This window comes from Thermogutta sp., assembly GCF_039793925.1.
Lineage (GTDB): Bacteria > Planctomycetota > Planctomycetia > Pirellulales > Thermoguttaceae > Thermogutta.
Genome location: NZ_JBAMME010000076.1, coordinates 1 through 20,266, shown reverse-complemented (window position 1 = coordinate 20,266; position 20,266 = coordinate 1). Strand labels below are relative to the sequence as shown.

At 55.0% G+C, this 20,266-nt stretch carries 13 protein-coding genes and 2 pseudogenes; 7 read left to right on the top strand and 8 right to left on the bottom strand.

Translation table 11 applies throughout. The features are described 5' to 3' along the window. Together ABJK56_RS02475 and ABJK56_RS02470 are read right to left on the bottom strand one after the other, a co-directional pair. Window positions 1-471: pseudogene (locus tag ABJK56_RS02475) on the bottom strand (hypothetical protein); the annotation flags it as partial. A 395-nt stretch (window positions 472-866) separates the two neighbouring features. After that, window positions 867-1,868 carry a 6-phosphogluconolactonase gene (locus ABJK56_RS02470; protein ID WP_347243082.1) on the bottom strand — a complete coding sequence of 334 codons (1,002 nt, stop codon included), beginning with the start codon at window positions 1,866-1,868 and terminating at the stop codon, window positions 867-869. A 527-nt stretch (window positions 1,869-2,395) separates the two neighbouring features. On the opposite strand from ABJK56_RS02470, the gene aspS reads away from it, so the two are divergent. The 4 genes from aspS to ABJK56_RS02450 all read left to right on the top strand — a co-directional run bounded on the left by aspS (window position 2,396) and on the right by ABJK56_RS02450 (window position 7,515). Beyond that, entirely contained in the window at window positions 2,396-4,162 is a 1,767-nt protein-coding gene (aspS, locus tag ABJK56_RS02465; protein ID WP_347243081.1) for an aspartate--tRNA ligase, read from the top strand. A gap of 84 nt (window positions 4,163-4,246) precedes the next feature. Then, window positions 4,247-4,999 (top strand): redoxin domain-containing protein, encoded by a 753-nt coding sequence (locus ABJK56_RS02460; protein WP_347243080.1) that lies wholly within the window; start codon window positions 4,247-4,249, stop codon window positions 4,997-4,999. Between the two features lie 53 nt (window positions 5,000-5,052). Next, window positions 5,053-6,282 carry an acetate kinase gene (locus tag ABJK56_RS02455; protein ID WP_347243079.1) on the top strand — a complete coding sequence of 410 codons (1,230 nt, stop codon included), beginning with the start codon at window positions 5,053-5,055 and terminating at the stop codon, window positions 6,280-6,282. A gap of 189 nt (window positions 6,283-6,471) precedes the next feature. Further along, window positions 6,472-7,515: an aldose epimerase family protein gene (locus tag ABJK56_RS02450; protein WP_347243078.1), complete on the top strand. Its 1,044-nt coding sequence runs from the start codon at window positions 6,472-6,474 to the stop codon at window positions 7,513-7,515. Window positions 7,516-7,669: 154 nt separating this feature from the next. On the opposite strand, the gene ABJK56_RS02445 is transcribed toward ABJK56_RS02450, so the two are convergent. After that, window positions 7,670-9,004, bottom strand: a complete 1,335-nt coding sequence (locus ABJK56_RS02445; protein ID WP_347243077.1) for a sulfatase — start codon at window positions 9,002-9,004, stop codon at window positions 7,670-7,672. 96 nt (window positions 9,005-9,100) lie between these two features. Continuing rightward, window positions 9,101-10,312, bottom strand: coding sequence for a hypothetical protein (locus tag ABJK56_RS02440; RefSeq protein WP_347243076.1), 1,212 nt, complete (start codon window positions 10,310-10,312; stop codon window positions 9,101-9,103). A 390-nt stretch (window positions 10,313-10,702) separates the two neighbouring features. On the opposite strand from ABJK56_RS02440, the gene cbiE reads away from it, so the two are divergent. Both cbiE and ABJK56_RS02430 read left to right on the top strand, forming a co-directional pair. Continuing rightward, window positions 10,703-11,989, top strand: a complete 1,287-nt coding sequence (cbiE, locus tag ABJK56_RS02435) for a precorrin-6y C5,15-methyltransferase (decarboxylating) subunit CbiE (RefSeq protein WP_347243075.1) — start codon at window positions 10,703-10,705, stop codon at window positions 11,987-11,989. 134 nt (window positions 11,990-12,123) lie between these two features. Then, window positions 12,124-12,885, top strand: coding sequence for a PIG-L family deacetylase (locus ABJK56_RS02430; RefSeq protein ID WP_347243074.1), 762 nt, complete (start codon window positions 12,124-12,126; stop codon window positions 12,883-12,885). A gap of 59 nt (window positions 12,886-12,944) precedes the next feature. Here the strand turns inward: ABJK56_RS02430 and ABJK56_RS02425 are convergent, their stop codons facing one another. From ABJK56_RS02425 to ABJK56_RS02410, 4 genes are all read right to left on the bottom strand, one after another. After that, entirely contained in the window at window positions 12,945-13,952 is a 1,008-nt protein-coding gene (locus ABJK56_RS02425) for an RluA family pseudouridine synthase (protein WP_347243073.1), read from the bottom strand. Between the two features lie 20 nt (window positions 13,953-13,972). Continuing rightward, window positions 13,973-14,953: a hypothetical protein gene (locus tag ABJK56_RS02420; RefSeq protein ID WP_347243072.1), complete on the bottom strand. Its 981-nt coding sequence runs from the start codon at window positions 14,951-14,953 to the stop codon at window positions 13,973-13,975. Window positions 14,954-15,234: 281 nt separating this feature from the next. Then, window positions 15,235-17,808: a discoidin domain-containing protein gene (locus ABJK56_RS02415; RefSeq protein WP_347243071.1), complete on the bottom strand. Its 2,574-nt coding sequence runs from the start codon at window positions 17,806-17,808 to the stop codon at window positions 15,235-15,237. Window positions 17,809-18,256: 448 nt separating this feature from the next. Further along, window positions 18,257-19,390 (bottom strand): tetratricopeptide repeat protein, encoded by a 1,134-nt coding sequence (locus tag ABJK56_RS02410; protein WP_347243070.1) that lies wholly within the window; start codon window positions 19,388-19,390, stop codon window positions 18,257-18,259. A 356-nt stretch (window positions 19,391-19,746) separates the two neighbouring features. Between ABJK56_RS02410 and ABJK56_RS02405 the strand changes: the two are divergent. Continuing rightward, window positions 19,747-20,266: pseudogene (locus ABJK56_RS02405) on the top strand (hypothetical protein); the annotation flags it as partial.

The window sequence follows — 20,266 nt, the reverse complement described above, 5'->3', positions numbered from 1 at the left end:
CAAAAGCCTCATATGGACCTTGTCGGTGACCGCTTGAGTGAGGGCCGGGTGTTCCACAGGGGTCTCGTGCCGCAGCTCCAGATATCGCGCACCGAGCTTTTTTGCAAGCGACACTGCCTCATTGATTAGTGAAGGTGTGTTCTCCGGTTTTCCGAGTGTGCCACCATAATTCACGTAGGGAAGGCTGACCAGTCGTGATCCAAAGAGTGGGCTTTTGACGTGCGCGAGGGGAAGAATTGTTACATACCTTTCCCCGATTGAGCCACCGTAGGTTTTCTGAGATTCGCAGGCCACCAGACAAAATGGCCGATGTCCCATCGCTTCATCGAGTACCCGAAGCCACCGCGGGTGACGTGAGAGAAATGGGATCCCACTTGCGTGATAGCACGCCACCAGATCGTCCTCCGCGGCGAAAAGATCGGCTCGTGTCAGAAGTCGAATGTCTCTGTCTTGGCGAGAGATTCGCGACATGCCTCACGCTTCAGTTAGGTGGAAACGCAATGCCTCATTGCATCGTCGGCAACTGGGTCGGCTCACAATTGTACGGACCGGGTCCTGCTACCAGGTGAGCTTAAACCCATGATAATCGTCTTTTTCCCAGGTGCCACCGGACCACAAACTCACCGACCAATCGACCAAGCACACTAACAGCTTTCGTACCTGCGGGCAAAAAGCGCGGGAGAAAAGACTGCCCAAGTTTACTTTTCTGAAAGATGAAACAAGTCAGTTTTCTAAAAGATAAAGGAACGTGGTCGCCTCCGCTAACCGACGTGTGATCTCGCGAACATCGCGGCTAACGTCCTGACAGGTGAACCGTTCAATCACGAAGCCGGTACGAAGCGGGCGGGATGTCCACCGGGATCTTCTCAGCGCTCATAGGCTATCTTCATTGTGTCAAAGATGCTGGATATTCGGGAAATGATAGCGGATATGTCGCTCGATTGCGGACCTCGAAGGCTTTCCGCGAGCTTATTGAGTGCATCGCGTGTGACGCCCCCCCTGTTACGGTATTCCAGGAGAGCCCAGGCAGCGGCTTCCGTGGTCCGGACGACTCCTTTTCCAAATCGCTTGAGGGCACTGGCGGGGACGCTTTCGTGAATGATATCCGATCCAAAGGCGGCCAAAAGGGCGAAGGCCTTGCTGGCCTGCGGAACGTTTCCTTCGATGACATGCCGCGTTGTGAGGAACATCGAAACACTGCACGTGTAAGCAGATTTGGGAACATCGTCAGGTTTTTTGAAAATATGCGGGTGATCCCGCATTTGCTGGTCCACATTTTCGGTGGTCAACGCCACTTTCATAAACTGCGGTGGTCCATCGAGGGGAATTCCGGGCTCATGGAATCCCCAGTGGCCGTTCTCCCCAATCCCCATAATTTGAAGGTCCAGTCCATGGGTCAGAAGCAGCTCCTGATAGCGACGGGCTGCCATGTCCGGATCATCGTCATCGGCGTCAAACAGATGAACGCGGCCTGGGTCACAATACGGGGCCAAGGGTATGAAGAAATGTTTTAGGAGCAAGTATCGAAACGAAGCCGGATGGTGGGCTGGAAGCGGGTAATCATCGAACTGAAAGTAATGCGTCCGGGAGCATGCCCGCTGAAGTTGGGGAGACATCTCGGCCAGTTGCACATAAGCGCGATAGAATGCGAAGGCCGAAGGAGCCGCCATGATGATGAAGCTGGTTTCCCCTTGCTCTTCAACCAGTCGGCATTGTTCCCGTGCCAGTCGAATCGCTGAGGCGCGGCCCATGTCTTCTGCCGTCTTGTAGACGACCACGGTGACTCCTGACAACGTGAGGACGGCTGAAGGCTGTGGCGATCGGAGCTCGAAAACAGGTTGAATGGAGTGGATCTCTTCCATCGTCATGCTGACTCCCAAACTCCCAGGTTGACTGTGTGAAGAATCATTATCACGACTTTACAATCCCACCAAAGCTGTTGTCTGAGAACGACATAGTTGTGTATGGGTGAGTGACATCCGTTTGGTTGCGTTCGTCTTTGTGAACCGAAGAACATGCTCACGTGTTGCGGCAGGCGGCGGCAACCAACACGATGAGACCGCAGTTAATATAAGCCCCTCCCGACCTCTGTCAAGCGCGGAGGTTGGCGTCAACAGACCCGACGCAATTGGGACACGCCTGCGGAAGGAGCTGGATGAAGATCTTCCGCGCGGTTCGCCGATGGTCAACAGCGATCGTTAAAGATCAGTCTGCCTATGAAAGAAATAGCGGCAGGCTAAAATGAAAAGTTTGTGTTCGTGCAAAAAGAGTTTTGATGCGAAAATCGCCCGACGACTGGTGTCCACTGCGTCGGGTAGTTGGGGCCAGATTCCCCACAACGCGGGGACGGATAACCTCTGAGGGTGGCTATTTTGGTGGAGAAGGAGTCGAAGCTTTGTTGAGAACACACACTTGCGGAGAACTTCGTCTTCAGCACGTAGGTCAACAGGTTATCCTTTGTGGTTGGGTGGATACCTACCGGGACCACAAAGGGGTTCTCTTCGTCGATCTTCGCGATCGGTACGGCAAGACGCAGATCGTTTTCTCCTGCGATGCTGGAGAGGAACTCCATCAGCTTGCTAGGTCACTACGTCCGGAGTATGTGATTCGCGTAGCAGGGGTTGTGGAGCGCAGGCCGGAGGGAACTGAGAATCCCAAGCTGGCAACGGGCGAGATTGAAGTTCGCGCGGAAAAGTGTGAGATTCTGAATCGGGCGGTGACGCCTCCGTTTCTTCCCGGCGCCCCCGATCTTCCCGGCGAGGAGATTCGGTTGCGCTACCGTTATCTGGATCTTCGCCGTCCGGTGATGCAGCAAATTTTGATGTTACGTAAACGGATGGTAAATATTATGCGGGATTATTTCGACGAACTGGGATTCATCGAGGTTGAAACGCCCATGCTTGGGCGGAGCACGCCCGAGGGGGCACGCGATTATCTGGTGCCGAGCCGCATTCAAAAAGGCACCTTTTACGCCCTGCCTCAATCTCCCCAGCTTTACAAACAAATTCTGATGGTGGCCGGATATGACCGGTATGTGCAGATTGCCCGTTGTTTTCGCGACGAAGACCTGCGTGCGGATCGGCAGCCGGAGTTCACTCAGTTGGACCTCGAAATGTCCTTTGTGGATGCCAATGACGTCATGACGGTTGTGGAAGGCCTGATGGCTCGCCTATTTAAAGAAATTCTTGGGAAAGAGCTCAGGCTTCCCCTACCCCGCATGACCTACGACGAGGCTATGGAACGTTTCGGGCACGACGCTCCTGACCTTCGTTTTGGCATGGAGTTAACAGACATCACCGATATTGCCCGCGAGTGCGATTTTCGAGTCTTTCGCGAGGCTGCTGAGACAGGCCAACGAGTGCGGGGCTTGGTTGTGCCCGGCGGAGCAACGCGTTATTCCCGAAAACATATCGATGAAATGACAGAGTGGGTGAAACAGGACTTTGGAGCGAAAGGACTTGTCTGGTTTCGCGTGGAAGAGGGCCACGTCCTCAATTCTACGGTGGCCAAGAATTTTTCTGAGTCGCATTTGAAAGCAATCGCCGAAAAGATGAAGGCTTGCCCAGGGGATTTGCTCCTCTTTGTTGCAGACACTTTTGACGTCACATGTAAGGCGCTTTATGGTTTGCGAAAGCGCTTCGGCGCGGAGCTCAGACTGTACGATCCCCGGGAGATGCATCTCTCATGGATTGTGGAGTTTCCGATGTTTGCCATCGATCAGGAAGATGGCGGCTGGACGGCGATGCATCATCCGTTCACGTCTCCGCGACCTCAGGACAGAGAATTTCTTAAAAGCGACCCTGCACGATGTCGGGCACAAGCCTATGACCTTGTTCTCAATGGGACCGAGGTTGGCGGCGGAACGATCCGTATTCATAATCCTGAACTTCAGCAGGAAGTATTTGAGATTCTGGGAATCGACGAGGCACGGGCAAAGGATCGGTTCGGATTTCTCCTGGAAGCGCTCCAGTATGGTGCGCCTCCCCACGGAGGAATCGCGCTCGGAGTTGACAGGCTTGTGGCGATTTTTGCAGGTGTGGATTCGATCCGTGATTGTATTGCTTTTCCGAAGACTCAGCGGGCGGTCGATTTGATGACAGGTGCCCCGAGCGAGGTTGATCCGAAACAACTGAAAGAACTGGGGATAAAAATCGAGAAATAAGATACCATGAGGCAGGCTGGGAGACGGCTGGCCTGGCCCATGGAGTGTGTCAGTTGTGGCATTTCCATTGAGAGCAGGAGGGAAATGATGAGATGTCAACGGCACCGGAGGACAGAACTTCTTTTCACATTCTGTTTGGTCCTGGGGATCGGCCTGCTGGTTACTCTTGGCTGTCCGCGACCAGCTTCTCAAGAGAGACCGAAGGCTTCGGGGCAACAGGTCTCATCGCAATCCATTGCCAACCCGTCAACCCCGAAGCAACCTGCAACAGAGATGGGGGAATCGGCAACACCTCAAGTACCGGTAAGTGAACCGGCACCAAAAAGTGAATTGAAAATTCCATCGGTGGTGATGGCCGAAGTGGATCGGGCGCAATGCAAGCTGTTTGTGGGCGACGTGATTCCCACCGCAGTGTTGCCCAATCTCGAGGGTCAAGAAAGCGACATAAAGCAGTTACTGGGTAACGAGGGCACCGTCTTGGTTTTCTTTTCCGTGGGAGAGGGCCAGAGAGAAAGACTGCTGGCTTCCAATCTGCTCGGCGATCTTCAGGAAGATATTGTAAAAACCCATGGCAGTTCCGGAGTTTCCGTGATCGCGATTCACGTGGCAGACGACAAGGGCCGGCTCGCGGCTCTTGTTAAGGATGCGCAGGTGGAGTTTCCTGTTCTCGTCGATCGCGACGGCAAATATTACGGCCAATTTGCGTTGCACAGCCCCCCTGCTCTCTACCTTTTGGACAGCTCGGGAAAGATTCTGTGGCTGGATATTGAATACAGTCGGGCGACAAGAGAGAACCTGAAACAGGCGGTGGAAGCTCTCGTAGCGAAAAAGTCGTGACGCAATCGCCCAGAACAAAGCGAACAATTGATTGGCCGGAGTCGCTGTATCGAATGAAAATTCTGGTCGTTAATGCAGGTTCGAGCAGTATCAAGCTGGCCCTGTACACCTGGAGCGACCTCAGTTGTATCGCCGGGGGCTTGGCGGACTTCGGAGTAGGTGAGGGGTTGGCGGAAATTACCTTGGAGTATCGCGAGGTTGTCTCGAAAACCAGGGTTTCCGCACAGAGTTACCGGGACGGCCTGCTTTACGCTTTGGACTCCCTGAAAAATGCAGGGGTTATCGGGTCCCACACCGAAATCTGTGCTGTGGGGCATCGCTTAATTCACGGTGGTGAGTCACTCCGCGAGCCTGTGGTGATTGACGAAGAGGTCAAAAAGGTTATCCGAAGTTTTCAGCCCCTGGCTCCCCTGCATATTCCCGCAGGACTCGAAGCCATCGAGGCGACTGAAGCCTTGTTCCCCTGGGCTGTGCAGACCGGGGTGTTTGACACAGGTTTTTTTGCCGATATTCCACCGGCTGCCTATCTTTATCCCGTTCCCTATGAATGGTACACGGAATGGGGAATTCGGCGATTCGGTTATCATGGGACGAGCCATCTGTATGCGTGCGAGCGGGCGGCCCAAATGCTTGGCCGTGATTTGGCCAGCCTTAGGCTCATCACGTGCCATCTCGGACAAGGCTCCTCGGCAAGCGCTGTTCAAGGTGGCAAAGCCGTGACAAATACCATGGGCTTCACGCCGCTGGAAGGTTTCATGATGGGGACTCGCTCCGGCACTGTCGATCCAGGGATCATCACTTATGTGCAGAAACACTACGGACTGACGGTGAATGAAGTGGAGGAAATTCTTCACAAACGTTCGGGATTACTAGGGGTTTCCGGGGTTTCTGGTGATTATCGGCAAGTTTATGAAGCAGCTAAGGCCGGCAATCCGCGGGCCAAATTGGCGCTGGAAATGTATGCCTATCGCGTGCGAGCAATGCTCGGGGCGCTCGCCGTCACGATGGGCGGAGTGGATGCCCTCGTGTTCACCGGAGGAATAGGGGAGAATGCCAAGGAACTCCGCGCGGAGATTTGCCGTGGGCTGGAGTGTTTAGGGCTGAACTTGGACCCAGACCGCAACGTCCACGCCAGTCCAGACGCGGAAATCTCGGCTCCCACTTCGTCGGGTAAGATTCTTGTGATTCACTCCCGGGAAGACTATATTCTGGCACGGGAAGCCAAACGGCTGGTTGAAAAGCTTGAAAAACAACGAGTGAGAACGCAAAACGAAAGCAATTAAGCAAAGGCGCCTTCAGGTTTTCTACCTTGCGGAGGGAAACGAACGATGCGGCGGGAGAGTGTGGACAGGGAGTGGTTTATTGGGGGCCGGTGCGCGAAACACAGGCGATTTCCCACGTGGATCTGGCTGGTATCGGCTTTGTTGCTTTGCTTGGGATCGTGTTATAGTTTTGCGAGCGAGAGTTCAGCAATGAAAGTGACGACAAAGGTTTACGGAAAAATGCCGGATGGTCAGGAAGTTTACATGTATCAATTGGAGAATGGTCGGGGGTTGACCGTCCGGGCGATGTCCCTGGGGGCGACCCTCACGGCAGTGGAGTACCCCGATCGCGACGGAAGGTCAGAGAATGTGACCCTCTATTTGGAGACGCTTGAGGATTACCTTAAGGGTCACCCATGCTTCGGCTCGGTGTGCGGACGCTACGCCAACAGAATCGCGAAAGGACGCTTTGAATTGGATGGCGTCGTTTACCAGTTGGCGACCAATAACGGGCCCAATCATTTGCACGGAGGCCGGGTGGGATTTCATCAACGCCTATGGCGGCATGAACCGGTTCAAGGCGACGGATTTGTCGGCGTGAAATTCACTTATGTCAGTCCGGATGGAGAAGAAAACTATCCTGGCACTTTAACAGCCACCGTCATCTATCGCGTTACCGTAGACGACCGTCTGGAGATGGAGTACTTCGCGACTACTGATAAGCCCACGGTCGTCAACCTGACGAATCATGCCTACTGGAATCTCGCCGGAGCAGGTATTGGCACTGTTTTGGATCACATTTTGCAGATCAACGCTGATCGGTATTTACCCGTCGATGAGACGTTGATCCCACTGGGAGAAATGGCGCCTGTCGATGGAACGCCCTTTGACTTCCGTCAGCCCAAACCAATTGGGCAAGATATTGAAAAAACTGGCGGGGGCTATGACCATTGTTTTGTCCTCAACAAGGCTCGGCCGGGCGAGCTTTCGTTCTGTGCCCGGCTTGAGGATCGGAAGACAGGGCGGGTTATGGAAGTGTTCACCACACAACCCGGTGTGCAGGTATATACAGCCAATGGCCTGAACGGTCGATTGGGTGCACACGGTCGGACATACCCCAAATTCGGTGCTGTGTGTCTAGAGACTCAGCACTTCCCGGATTCCCCCAATCGCCCAGAGTTCCCCTCGACGGTGCTCCGACCGGGCGAAACATACCACGAATTGACTGTCCACCACTTTTCAGTAGCAAAGTAGATTGGCAACTACAAAAACAGCAGTCCCGCAGCGCATCGGACTGGGGGAACCATCTTTACGGCCAGGTGAAGATGGGGAATACTCAGTCGTGCGATGGGTGGCCAGGGCTGTTCTGCCCCGGTTCGTCGTCCTGCCCAGCCGAGCTTACCGAGCTTTATTCTTTCCCGGACCACCACCCATCAAGCTCTTCGTTCAGCTTTTTGACCAGATCGGGATGGGTACCCGCGAGGTCCCGAGTCTCCAGCGGATCCGCCACAACATCGTACAATTCGGGCTTACCACGCGGGTCGGCAGGTACGATCAGTTTCCAGTTTTCCTGAATGATCCACCGGAACGAGAGGCTCTTGGTGGGATGGTCCACGTCGGCCACGTCGTGCTCGTAAATCTCCCCAAAGATCGATCGACGTTTCTGGACAGCTTCGCGATCCAGGAGATTAATTCCCGGAAGGTTCGACGGTACTAGGAGGCCACACGCTGCCAGGACAGTGGGCGCAATATCAATGCTGCTTGCCAAATTTTTATCATCGCGCAAAGGGGAAATCTTTCCGGGCCAGGACAGCATGATGGGCGTGCGAATCCCGCCGTCGTACGGCGAGCGTTTAGAGCGCGGGGCGAACTGATTGGGACGGTCCGGGTCTTGGATCCACCCGTTGTCTGCTAGGTAGACGATGAGCGTCGAGTCTCTGAGCTTCTCTTTTTCCAGGAACGTTATGAGATCGCCGCATGTTTGATCGAACCACTCACACATGGCGTAGTAGCGAGATTGTGCCGGGCTTAAATCGGGGCGGAGGTATTTCTTGAGGTACTTTTCGGGGGGAGTGTGAGGAGCGTGCGGCATCATCGGAGCATACCAGACAAAAAACGGCTTCCCCGCCTCTTTGGCCTTCAGGATAAAGTCGAAGATTGGCTCCAAGCCCTGGCGGCCGATGGCGAGTCCGGCATCCCCGTGTCGCCCTCCCCGCTTGGGATCCCCGTGCGTCATACCTTCCGTAAATCCACCACGGGTGTACGCACCTTCCCACCATTTGCCTGTTTGCAATGAGATATACCCAGCTTCACCGAGCAGTCTCGGCAGAGTTGGATGAGCTTCGATTCGCCGCATCAAGGTTTCGTAAAAGCGGCCAAATTCGGGACGAGCCCTGCCCGCCATTGGATTGACTTTCGGATCTGGCAATTTAGGATCATTTCCAGTGATTCCGTGCTGATGGGGATACAATCCCGTTATGATCGTTGCCAAAGAGGGGCGGCAAAGCGAATCAGGAACATACCCCCGGGTATAGACGAGCGATTCCCGGGCGAGCCGATCCAAATGAGGGGTTTGTATGACGGCATGGCCCATGAAACCGTAATCCGTCCAGGCCTGATCATCCGAAATAATGAGCAGCACGTTTGGGCGGGAGGATTCTTGCCCAAAACCAATTGTCTCTGTTTGCGTAAGAAAAGCCCAGAGGATGCCACCCGTTATCAACCACACACAAATACCTCGCATAGAATGCCTCCTCGAACACCGCCGTAGCCGGAGGGTAAATGAACAATACTTGCAGGTTGCGAATGTTTCGGTTTTGCTTGAATTGCCTGAGGAAAGTTATCCCAGTATTCGCTTCCAACGCTCGATATTGTAGCGTGCCTTTTCGAGAGGAGTCATCTTGCTAAAGTCCGGATCATCAGGCCGTTGCCGCCACGTGGCGATGGTGACGCGCGGCTTACTGGGGCCTTGAGCAGTGCTTGGTTGTCGGACGTCTTGTCCCGTACTACCTCCGCGTCCGGAATAACTGTGCGAGGTTTGAGTAAGCTGCAGATCCTCCTCCAAAGGTCGGTGAGGTGGCACGCCCAACTTTTTCAAGTCGGCATGGTAGGCACGCACCGCCTCGGCTGGCATAGTCTCGTCGTCGGCAATAAGTCGTAAGTACTTAATGAAAGTCAATTGGTCTTCGGCATTGTTGATTTTGCGCCCATATAGGGCCACCCGGGCGCCGTATTTTTTGGCTTCCCACAGCATGTGAAACGCGTCGTAGGTAGTGCCCGCTGAACCACCCAGAATTCCAACTACCAGTGAGCTGTCATAACGGCACAGGGCTTCCATTGCTTCGGGACCGTAGTACGGGATTTTCAAAAACAAAGGCCGTCCGGTACTGGTCACTCCGGCCAGCGTGCGGACAATGTGATCGTTGACGAACCTTGGAACATCCCGCGGAGCGTTTTGGCCAGGCGCATTGGGGCTGAACACTTCCAAAAAGTGGCGAAAACCTTTTCTCTCTGCCTCCAATCGGAACTCGCGATAGGCCTCCAATGTTCGCAGATCCAGCTCCACATCGTTGTTGAACGTCACAGAATATAATCCCAGATCCGCGCCTAACTTGCGCTCCTCAGGGGTGCATTCGACCTTACCGCACATGATATGCTCCAAAGTCGCTGTGCGGAACGGACGAGATGGTTCGCGGTCATAGATGCCCAGCCCCCCTCCAGCCAGCCAAATGTCGGTGGCGTCATTGGCGCGTACCGCAGGCGTCACAGGACTATTGTCAAAAATTCTTTCTCGAATTGTCAGCACCTCGTTCGTGCTGGCACTCATCAGCATGATGTCCACCAGACCCTGGGCCACTATCTCGCGAATGATCTGCCGGTACTCGTCCAGCGTCCGAAAGCGGGCTTCCTGGGCGTGGTGCTCCGGGCTTTTCCCCGGAGCAGAAAGACCGAAAGCCATGTCCGCGTCTTTCGCGTCGGCTAGAATAAAATCCCGGCAGGAGCGATTGGCCTTGATTCGGGCCAGTTTGATGTCGAGCGTTTTCTCCGGCATCGAGTTTCCCCTGGCTACCGTATTGCACGAATGCTAAAAGGTCAGCGTCGACCGTTTCTCGCACAGACAACGCGGCCACCTGCAATTCCAGCTTGACAATCCCCAGTCAAACATCGCCTATTGGGGTTGTCAAGTCAAGAAGGCGAGGCCCGTTGGCCAAATCGGGGCATCGAGGCCATTGCCCGGATCGCTAAGATGATCAAGAGTTGGTGGCCAAGGCGAACTCAGCAAAGCCACCTCTACCGTGCGTGATTGCTGTTTCGTAGAATCAGCCCAAAGGGCATCAGGGGTAGAATCTGGGGGCGCTGACGCGTCGTCGTTGCCACACTGTTTGTGGGCGTCGAAGGTCTTACCTGGATGGGTGAGCAACGGATAGGGATCCGGAACGCGATGAACGAACGCATCGGTGATAAAAACGATAAGATTTACATCGTGGGAATCGGTGAAGACGGATTTCTGGGGCTTACCGAGTATGCCCAGAATATCATTCGGTCCGCGGACGTAATTGTAGGCGAGCCCCACTGCCTGGACCTCGTCCGGAATGTTGAATTCACAAAACCCGTCGACAAGCTCACGGTGTCCGGTGCTCTCGATGAGATCGTCCAGCGCATTAAGGAAAACTCTCACAAACGGATCGTAGTCTTGGCCCTCGGCGATCCACTTTTCTACGGGACGGCGCGGTACCTCTGGGAAAAACTAGGAAAAGAACGTTTCGAGATTATTCCCCACGTCAGTATGATGCAGATGGCGTTTGCCAGGGTGAAAGAAAACTGGGAAGACGCCTTTTTGGCGAATCTATCAACAACGTCTTTGGAAGACATCTTCAATCAGATTCGCTCTGCAGAAAAGGTGGGCCTATTCACGAGCGAGGAATTGCCACCAAACATTATTGCGCAGAAGCTGTTGGATGTGGGCCTTGACTACTTTACGGCTTACGTTTGCGAGAATCTTGGGGCTCCGAATGAGCGCGTGACCTGCGGGGAATTGCAAGACATCGCCTCGCACACTTATTCGCCGCTCAACATCCTCATTCTCATCCGTAAGCCTGATGTGCCGGACCGGCCCTTGAGTTTGTGGGGAAAACGCCTTTTCGGAAATCCGGACGATGCTTTCCTGCAAGCAAAACCGAAGCGAGGCCTGTTAACTCCCGCGGAAATTCGATCGATCGCCCTGGCAGAGCTGGACGTGGGTCTGGCCAGTGTGGTGTGGGACGTCGGTGCCGGAAGCGGTGCCGTGGCCATCGAGGCTGCTCAAATTGCGAGAGACGGCCGTGTTTATGCGATCGAAATGGACCCGGAAGACGTGCGGCTTATCGAGGAAAACGCCAAACGATTTGGCGTGAGGAATTTGGTCACAATTCTGGGACGCGCTCCCGAAGCGTGGGCCGACCTGCCTGCACCCGATTGCGTGTTCATCGGAGGAAGCGGACGTCAGGTCGCCGAGTTATGTGAGCTTGCTTATGAGCGACTTAAAGAGCGAGGACGCCTGGTGGCGACGATGGGCAGTTTGGAAAACGTCGTGGATGTCCACCAAAGGCTTCGTCGTCTGTCGCGTGTCGTGAACGTCCTCATGATCAATCTTGCCAGGGGATTCTATCAATTCGACCGAGTGCGATTCCAGGCACTCAATCCCACTTTTCTTGTTTCCACGGTCAAAATCAAGGAAACGAGGGCGTGAGCTTTCCGACACACCGGAACGAGGGCGAAAACCGGGTTTAAAGGGCGTTACAAAAAGCCCTCTTGTTGTCGATCACAGGCCGCGAGAGGGTGTCACGATTTGTTAAGAGGAGACTATCCAAACGAGATGAGAATATGACGCACACGGCAAGGGTTATTTACGATACTCGGCAATCACCTGAGGAAATAGTTGACGTTATTGCGGTAGGTGCCCACCCCGACGATGTGGAGATCGGATGTGGAGGCTTTTTGCATTCGCTCAGTCAGCAGGGCTACAGGGTGGGTATTGTCGATCTGACCGATGGAGAACCGACGCCGAATTGTCCCAGTCCTGAACAGCGGCTTGCTGAAGCAGCTCGAGCGGCGCAGGAGCTCCAGGTTAAGGTCCGAGTGGTACTTTCGTTGCCGAATCGCCGACTGTTTGACAGCTTTGAAGCACGCCTTGCGCTGGCTCACCAGTTCCGAGTTCTCAAGCCGCGGTGGGTGCTGGGATTGGGTGCATCCACACCTATGGCTTCGCCAGACCACGAGCAAGCTGGTCGAATCACTGAAGCGGCGGTGTTTTATAGCCGCCTTTCCAAGTGGGAAGAATACTTCGAGGGGCGGCCGCCACATACGATTGACTTTTATCTGCACTATTTTCTAGCCCTTCGTTATACTATCCTCCCGGGACGAAATCCGGTTGTCGTCAATATCGGTAATAGCCTGGAACCGAAGCTTCGCGCGATCGCGGCCTATGCCTCTCAATTTGCCCACCGACCTGAAATTCTGGATAGGATTCGTGTCTATTGCCAGCAATTGGGGCAAAGTGTTGGTTTCTCCGCGGGAGAGGTGATTGGTCATCCGACCGGGTGGGGCTTCAACGACCTTTTCGCTGGGCTGCTGGGATCGCGCTGAATGATGTCGTTTTTTGTGGCGAAAAGCACTCCCACAGCCGGTGCACAACGGCCACGCGATCAACGCTGACCGTTCTCCAGCGACCGATACCGACGGAGTTCTTCCAAGACTTGCGCGATGTCCTGGGGAAGGGGTGCCTCGATTTCCAGCCACTCCCCGGTTCCGGGATGAGTGAATCCCAATTTCCAAGCGTGCAGGGCCTGTCGGGAAAGAAGGACGGTCTCATCGGAAGGATCTCGCCGAATCTCACCGCGTGTGAGAACCGCCCGCCCTCCGTACTGACGATCGCACAGCACTGGACATCCCACATGTGCCAGATGCACCCGAATTTGATGGGTACGGCCTGTTTTGGGGTGTGCTGCAACAAGCGCGAAGCCGTCAAAACGCTCTAAGACACGATAGAGTGTTTGGGCGGATCGGGCTTCCGGATCATATCTGCGAATGGCCATTTTCTCCCGCTGTCGCGGATGGGTCCCAATTGGCTGATCGATCCAATCAGCATCACGATCGGGCACTCCAGACACGATAGCCAGGTATGTTTTCTCAACCGTCCGTTCTGCAAACTGGGTCGCCAGCTTACCGTGGGCCAGGTCATGCTTGGCGATGAGGATGGCCCCACTTGTGTCGGCATCCAGGCGGTGAACAATGCCCGGTCGGTTGGGTCCGCCCAATGTACTGAGCTTACCGCCGTAGAGGTACTGGATGGCACTGGCAAGAGTCCCCGACCAATGGCCCCGTGCTGGGTGAACTACCATACCAGGTGGCTTATTGATGACCGCAAGCCAGTCATCTTCGTAAATGACTTCCACTGGAATATTTTCCGGTTTGGGACATTGACGAGGCAATTCTGGCAGAACCACGCGAACACGCTGACCGGCTTTCAACCGGTACGCGGGTTTGGCCCCTTTGTCGTCAACCGTGACCCCACCCGCCGTAATCACCTGTCGAAGCAAACTTCTGCTGTATGCCGGAAAGTGGTAGACCAGAAAGGCGTCCAGTCGCCAGTCAGCTTCGTGAGGTGTGACTGTCAGCTCAACAGGGGTATCGCTCAGCCGTTGCTCGGCCATACCGTAGCCCGCGGAATCGCTCAGTTATTTCCGGAAGACTCGTTGCCTGGGGTGGCCGGCGGCTCCACTTTGGACTCTGACGAGTCCTGAGTTTGCTGAGGTTGACTACCTGGAGAAGCAGGACCACCAGCCGGCTGCGCAGGAGCCGACTTGGTTTCGCCGCCGTCCGGGGTGGGTAGCTCCGGCAATTGGCCAGGGCTTTGAGACGGGGCGGTCGCAGGTTTCTGAATCTCGCTCTGCGGCTGGGCGCCTTGCGACTCCGCAGTACCCTCGGGCGCCGGTGGTTTCGGTGTCGTCACATCGGGTGCTCCCGGGCTCATTGGCGGCGACACCGCATTGCCGGTCGCTTCTGGGCCGGGTGTTGACTTAGGTGGCTCGTAAGCCGCGAACATGTCGTAGAATTTGCGGTTTTCCGGCTTGCTCAAGAAAGCGATACGGCGACGGGCTAGCTCAGCATAGGGACCGTCCGGCCACCGATCGACCAACTCCTGATAGATTTTGATGGCACTCTCCAGCTCACCCTGTCCCTGTCGGGTGCCGGACAAAGCTTCGTACGCCCTCGCAAGCCCCCAAAGCACTCTTTGCTGGAAAAAAGGAGATCCAGACCCTCCCCGTACGGCGAGGTATCCGTCAACCGCCTTGCGAAGCTCTTGGGCGGCATTGGCCTTGTTGGAAAGCATTTCCTGGCAGCCGAATCGCAAGTGAAGGTCTGCAGCTAGCAAACGAGCCCAATGCCCGGCATCGGTACGCGGATATTGCTCGGCGACAGCTTCGAGATCTGCTGGACCGCCTGATTCCAGGGCTGCGTATAAGGCATTCCATGCATTTTGCTCGACGGCGCGGGCCCAGTTCGCCCAAACTATCCAACCCACGTACAGTACTATGACCGCTAACAATCCCACAAGAATGGCTTGGGAGTACGGAGCGATTTTTTCCAGCCATCGCCCGATAAGTTCGGCCAGTTCGTTTTCTTTAAGCTCTTGCCGTCGTTCTCGTTTCATCGAACTACAGTCCTCACGTTCTGATCCAGCGGCCCCGCCCGGATCACTGCTCTTGTAACATCAATGCTGTTAGATATTGCGGGGCTCCTGCGATGGGCATCTTTTCATCACGCACTGACAAATTTTTATCTTACCGGAAAGATATTGGGAGAAGAAGATCGGTCAGCTCAACATAAGCCGCCCCGCGAGATCGACCACTTCATGCTTGTGGACGAACCTAACTGCCGCACCACGTAGCGGCAATTAACCGGTGCGAAGAGCGGACATGGCTAGACGCCAAATTAAGGTGATTCATCCGGCAAGAGAATCCTCAAATCAAACGGCCTAACGTCGATGCGATCGAAAGCCTGGACTTCTGTAACGCCCAGACTGCGCCGTGCCGTGATTCGAAATCGGACGAACTGGGCAGTGACCGGTGAAGACAAGGGCAGAATGTAATTCCAACCTTGGGCTGTTTCATCATCTGGAAGCATGTGATTGATGGGAATTTCCCGGCGCCACAGGTTCAGATTGAACGTTCCCTGTCGAGCAAAGGTCTGACCGTCGAGTGAGGTCCAGACCTCAACTTCATCGCGCACTTCTCCTTTGAGTGCATCCCACCACGGCCAGCCGGCTGTTATGTGGATTCCGAAACCCGCAATTTGCTGAGGCTGCTGCATGTCCACGGTGATTTCCGCTGGACCGTTTTTCTCGTCGAATCCCACCGCATATCGCATCGACGTTCCGCCTGCATAATTCGGTCCGACCACACCGTCTGTGAGTTTCCTGCCTTCAGGATCATCTGCTCCCCAAGCTCCGGTAGGCTCCACATTGATCTTATACGATTTACCGATCAGCAGGTTTCGACCTAATTCTTGCCAAACATCGGTAACACGCTGACCCAACCCGGAGCGGGTGTCCGAGTAGCCGTGATGAGTACCTTTGGAATTGATGGGGCATTCTATTCGAAGACTTTTGACGATGGGATGGTCAACCCCACCGACGTTGATCGTGTATCTCATGGGAACGTGATCGATGCGTTGCCGGTGGGACCGTGTGATACGACTGCGGTCGCTCTGTACTTCGTCCCAGGTGAAAGTCACGTCGAGAGGCTCAAAGGTGGGGCCCGTCGCCTGGTGTCGAACCTCCATGCAAACGCTGTAGATACTGCAAGCCATCGGGCCAGCCTGGGGAGCCCGAAGCGAGTATTTCAGGAGCACTTCGTGGGAATCTGGAGCGATATCCCGAACGGTCGCATAATGGATAACGTCCCACGGTTGGGATGTGTCAGTGAGTGTCCAGTCGGTCTGCCAGGTTTTCCCTCCGTCAAAGGAATGACTTAGACGTATTTCGCCGCCGGCAACACGGTTATAAAACCGGCCGCCATAAACCAGGCCGGTAATCGGTCTCGGGCACTGGACACGATAAACTGTAAAGGCCTCCGAATCAGGTTTCTGTGCGAACATGACTCCCCGCCAGCCAGCGTGCTCTTTTTCAGTGGCGATATTATGTTCCTCTATTATAAACTGGCGGTAAGAATCTCCCTGAAGATCCGGCCAGATCACAATGCAATCGCTGGGTTCTCCGAGGTCGACGAAAACAGTGTTGAGGCCAAGCCGAAGCTGAGGCTGCATTTTAGCGTTGAGCATTGTCCGCGTTTCAATCGAGATGTCTGAGATGCCCACGGCCTCGGGATCTTTATTCGCCTGAAGAATAAACTTTATAAATATTTCGTACTGCCCATTTACTTCGTCAATTAACAGTTTCTCAATAGTCTCGTCGACCGGACCGGCCTGATCATAAACTATTCGCCAGTTGGTTCCCGCCGTGGTACTGACCGCGATGGTGACATGATCGTCAGAAGACTGCATCCGAATTTTAGCTCGGATGATCTGGGAGGTGGCGATATTTGCGGACGTGATTTTAAAGACAATTTCTCCTGGTTTTCCCGATTGACCAGGGCACACCATTCCACTGCTCAGTGCCGTGACATTCGAAACAATGTAGGCCGATCGGGCTAATCCATCGGGAGTCAACAGCGGTTTGAACTCCCATACTCCGTTTGCGCGAATATGGTAACGCGGATTGGCCGACTCCGGATCTTTGCCCCGGTTTGGCACAAAGTATTCGCGTGAATCGCCCAGGCTATAGTAGTAACGGGTGTATGATTCGCCTTTATGTAGATTGAGTATGTAACGATGCCCCCAGTCCCAGTTGTTATAATAAGTGCGCAATTTGAGTCCATTCGGACGGAAGCAGCGGGACTCCTGATCCAGATCTCGTGCACAGTCGGCGCCGGTAAGAAAGCCGTTCGGGCTGGTCGCGGTCAGACAGTGGTATTTTACGACATGGCCGATCTCACTGCGTCCGCCGGAGAGCTGACACGTTTGGACTGCCCCTAAATCCTCAACACCTGCGATCGTTTGACGATCACAGAGCGTGTAAAGGGCTGACATGGAATTGTCGTACATATGCCACCGTCCGTCGTAGAAGCACTCGGACACGGTGTGAAGGGTGACATCCCAAAATCGGACGGGTAACCCCATGTTGTGCCAGAGAGCGCAGTTCATGCCGGCAACAGTGCTGCACATCGTGTACCCAAAATCATTGAACTGGCGAATGGGATCAGTCACCTCAACGCCGTGGAAGATCATCGGGCTGGTTTGCCGGCGGCCGATGTGAACCCAGTAAAAAAGTGCCCAGCAGCGATCCTTTGGGGTCGACCAGGCCCCTGTAGCACTGCGAAGGAAGCTTTCCATATCGTGGCAGTCTGGGCTGGCATCGGTGACCACCCTGATATTGCATACTTGCCCCCGCAGAGACCCTGGAATGCCAACTAATACGGCGACGACAGCGGCTAAAATGCCATTTCGCATTGGTGGGCCCTCCCCATGGATAACGTTGTTGATCAGTCGGTGGTGATTGTGCCAATCTGGGCGTGCATTTGTCAACAGTTCCGTCATCCGACCAAGCCCCTCTTTCATCGCCGAGTTCGAAAAGTGACGCGGATGCCATCTAGGGCTTTTGCGGTGGTGACGTTCAGGAGTAGACGGCCAGCCTACTGGGTTTGCTTCCCGCGTCAGACGGTCCGTCGGCTCGCGCCAAGCAGCACGAACGGGGGTTGCCAAGCTCGATGGATTTATCACCCCCGCGAGTGTGCTGACGCCGAGATTGGTTCTGTCAGTTATTCTCCGGGGGAAGGCTATCCCGACGGCAGGACAGCTTTTTGCGTGGGAACGGTTGTTCTTTGTGCGACTCCGCGCCGCGGATGGACCATCGGGGACGTGTGGCGAAACGCGGCCGGGGATTTGATCGGTTGTTTGGTCAGCGAACAGGTGGAAAAGGCTTCACACCAGACGCCGAACGTGCTTCCGGAGAGGACACAAGGCCGAGATCTTCATCGACGGGCGGTAAGGGCGCGACAAGAGATTGTGAGGAAGTGGAAGTCGGGGGAGGGATGGGGCCGGCGGTTGTTTCCCGCGTCAATTCGCGATTTTGACCCGTAGCGGAACGCTGAGTGTTCTTCGATACATCGGGCGACAACTTGTCAGTGTTTGCGGTGGTCAGGGATGTCGCGTTAAGCCGATTAGTGAGTGCATCGCGCCACGCCAGCGCATCAGGAAAATTGGGACGGAGGGTCAAAGCCCGGTTGAAATACCGTAATGCGGCCACGTTATCGCCTTTTTTTGCCAGCAGGTAGCCTAAGTTGTAGCAGGCCGTCGCTTCGTCGTGGACCGCGAAGAGGTGCCTCATCGCCCCGCTCAGGTCCCCGATTTGTACGAGTACGGTGGCTAAATTGTGCCGATACCGGGGCTCCCGCGGCGTTAGATTGACGGCTTTCTCGAAGGCATTGATCGCGTCGCGTGACTGGCCCAGCCGGGCATAGCAGAGTCCCAGGTGGTTCCAAGCAGGTGCAGAATCGGGATAAGCCTTCACGGCTTTGGAGTAGTAGCTAAGGGCATCTTCCAATTCTCCCTGTCGGTCTTTCATACGCCCCAGTCCCAACAGGGCGTCGAGGTACTTAGGATCGAGCTGGAGGGCTTTCTGATAATATTGCTCGGCATTCTCGGTTTGTCCGGAATCTTCCGCCAACCTGGCCATGGCAACAAAGAGCCGCGGACTAGGCTTGGCCTTGGTGCTCAGAGATGTGGGGTCAGGAGCCTGCTGGACCGGTTCGGTGAAAGTGAGCAACTCACCAACTTTTTCCAGCCCGTCTTTTACCCCCGCAAGGAGGTCAAATTCTTGGGAGGAACTTGCCCCAGTCTTGACACCGGCCTGTCCCGCTGAAGGGCCTGTCGTGGGCTTAGCCGGGGGTGCGTGGTTGAACAAGGGAGCCTCAGAGAGGGTGCCTGATCGAGCGCTGTCCGCCGAGAAAGAGGTACTCCGACACCCGGCAAACAAAGCGATCACCAGGCATAATGCTATTGAGCGAACGAGTTGGAGCCCAACCCGATTCATGACGGGATTCTCCATTAAATCCTGGATGCATGCGCGGACCGGCCCTTCGCCTCGCGCGTAAAACCGGTCCATCACCTAAAATCGGCAAAATCCGCAGATAAGTTGAATCTGATTTGTTCGGCGAGGCAAGATGCGATGACTTTACCGGGGTGGCTACGGCGCTCAAATGGTAGCCTGGAGGTCTTTTTGTCACTCGAGCGTTTTTGCCAGCTGGAATTAGATGGGAATCCACGAGCAGGCTTGCCGATAAATGCTGTAGTCACACGACGTCCGTCATTGTCATCATTATGCCGTTACCTGCTCCCGAACAACCAGGCAACGCCGGGCCATAGGTTGGAAATGTCACGAGGTGAACGATGAAAGCTTTGTGGCGGTTGGTTATATCAGTAGGCTTGGTGATTGGCATAGGAAACACACTTTGGGCGGGGGGTGGGTTTCTGCACGGTATCGGTGTTGACACGGCACGGAACAATTGCTGGCCGGACGCCTTTGTGCCGTCAGACCGGGCGAGTGTGCGAATGCCCTTTGTCACGATGGTGGCCAATGGTTGGATGAAGCAAAACCTGATCGCCGATCACCTGTTTGACGAGTCGGGCCAGGCACTGACCGAGGCTGGCCGCCGCAAGGTGCAGTGGATCGTCACCCAGGCGCCTCTCCAACATCGTACGATCTACGTCAAAAAGACGTTGGCGGAAGACATCAACCAGGCCCGAATCGAGGCAGTCCTGGCGGCCGCGAAACAGGTCCTCCCACCGGACCAAAAAGTCGATGTTCGTTTCACCGACGTCGAAGTCCCGGGCTGGCCGGCTGAGTATGTGGACCACGTAGAACGGTCATACTACAAAACAATGCCCGAACCACGATTACCGCCGAGGA

Coding starts and splice junctions, on each gene's coding strand:
- ABJK56_RS02445 (WP_347243077.1), bottom strand. CDS start 9,004: ATGCGAGGTATTTGTGTGTGGTTGATAACGGGTGGCATCCTCTGGGCT.
- ABJK56_RS02415 (WP_347243071.1), bottom strand. CDS start 17,808: ATGCGAAATGGCATTTTAGCCGCTGTCGTCGCCGTATTAGTTGGCATT.
- ABJK56_RS02455 (WP_347243079.1), top strand. CDS start 5,053: ATGAAAATTCTGGTCGTTAATGCAGGTTCGAGCAGTATCAAGCTGGCC.
- ABJK56_RS02420 (WP_347243072.1), bottom strand. CDS start 14,953: ATGAAACGAGAACGACGGCAAGAGCTTAAAGAAAACGAACTGGCCGAA.
- cbiE (WP_347243075.1), top strand. CDS start 10,703: ATGAACGAACGCATCGGTGATAAAAACGATAAGATTTACATCGTGGGA.
- ABJK56_RS02430 (WP_347243074.1), top strand. CDS start 12,124: ATGACGCACACGGCAAGGGTTATTTACGATACTCGGCAATCACCTGAG.
- ABJK56_RS02450 (WP_347243078.1), top strand. CDS start 6,472: ATGAAAGTGACGACAAAGGTTTACGGAAAAATGCCGGATGGTCAGGAA.
- ABJK56_RS02425 (WP_347243073.1), bottom strand. CDS start 13,952: ATGGCCGAGCAACGGCTGAGCGATACCCCTGTTGAGCTGACAGTCACA.
- ABJK56_RS02470 (WP_347243082.1), bottom strand. CDS start 1,868: ATGACGATGGAAGAGATCCACTCCATTCAACCTGTTTTCGAGCTCCGA.
- ABJK56_RS02440 (WP_347243076.1), bottom strand. CDS start 10,312: ATGCCGGAGAAAACGCTCGACATCAAACTGGCCCGAATCAAGGCCAAT.
- ABJK56_RS02410 (WP_347243070.1), bottom strand. CDS start 19,390: ATGAATCGGGTTGGGCTCCAACTCGTTCGCTCAATAGCATTATGCCTG.
- ABJK56_RS02460 (WP_347243080.1), top strand. CDS start 4,247: ATGATGAGATGTCAACGGCACCGGAGGACAGAACTTCTTTTCACATTC.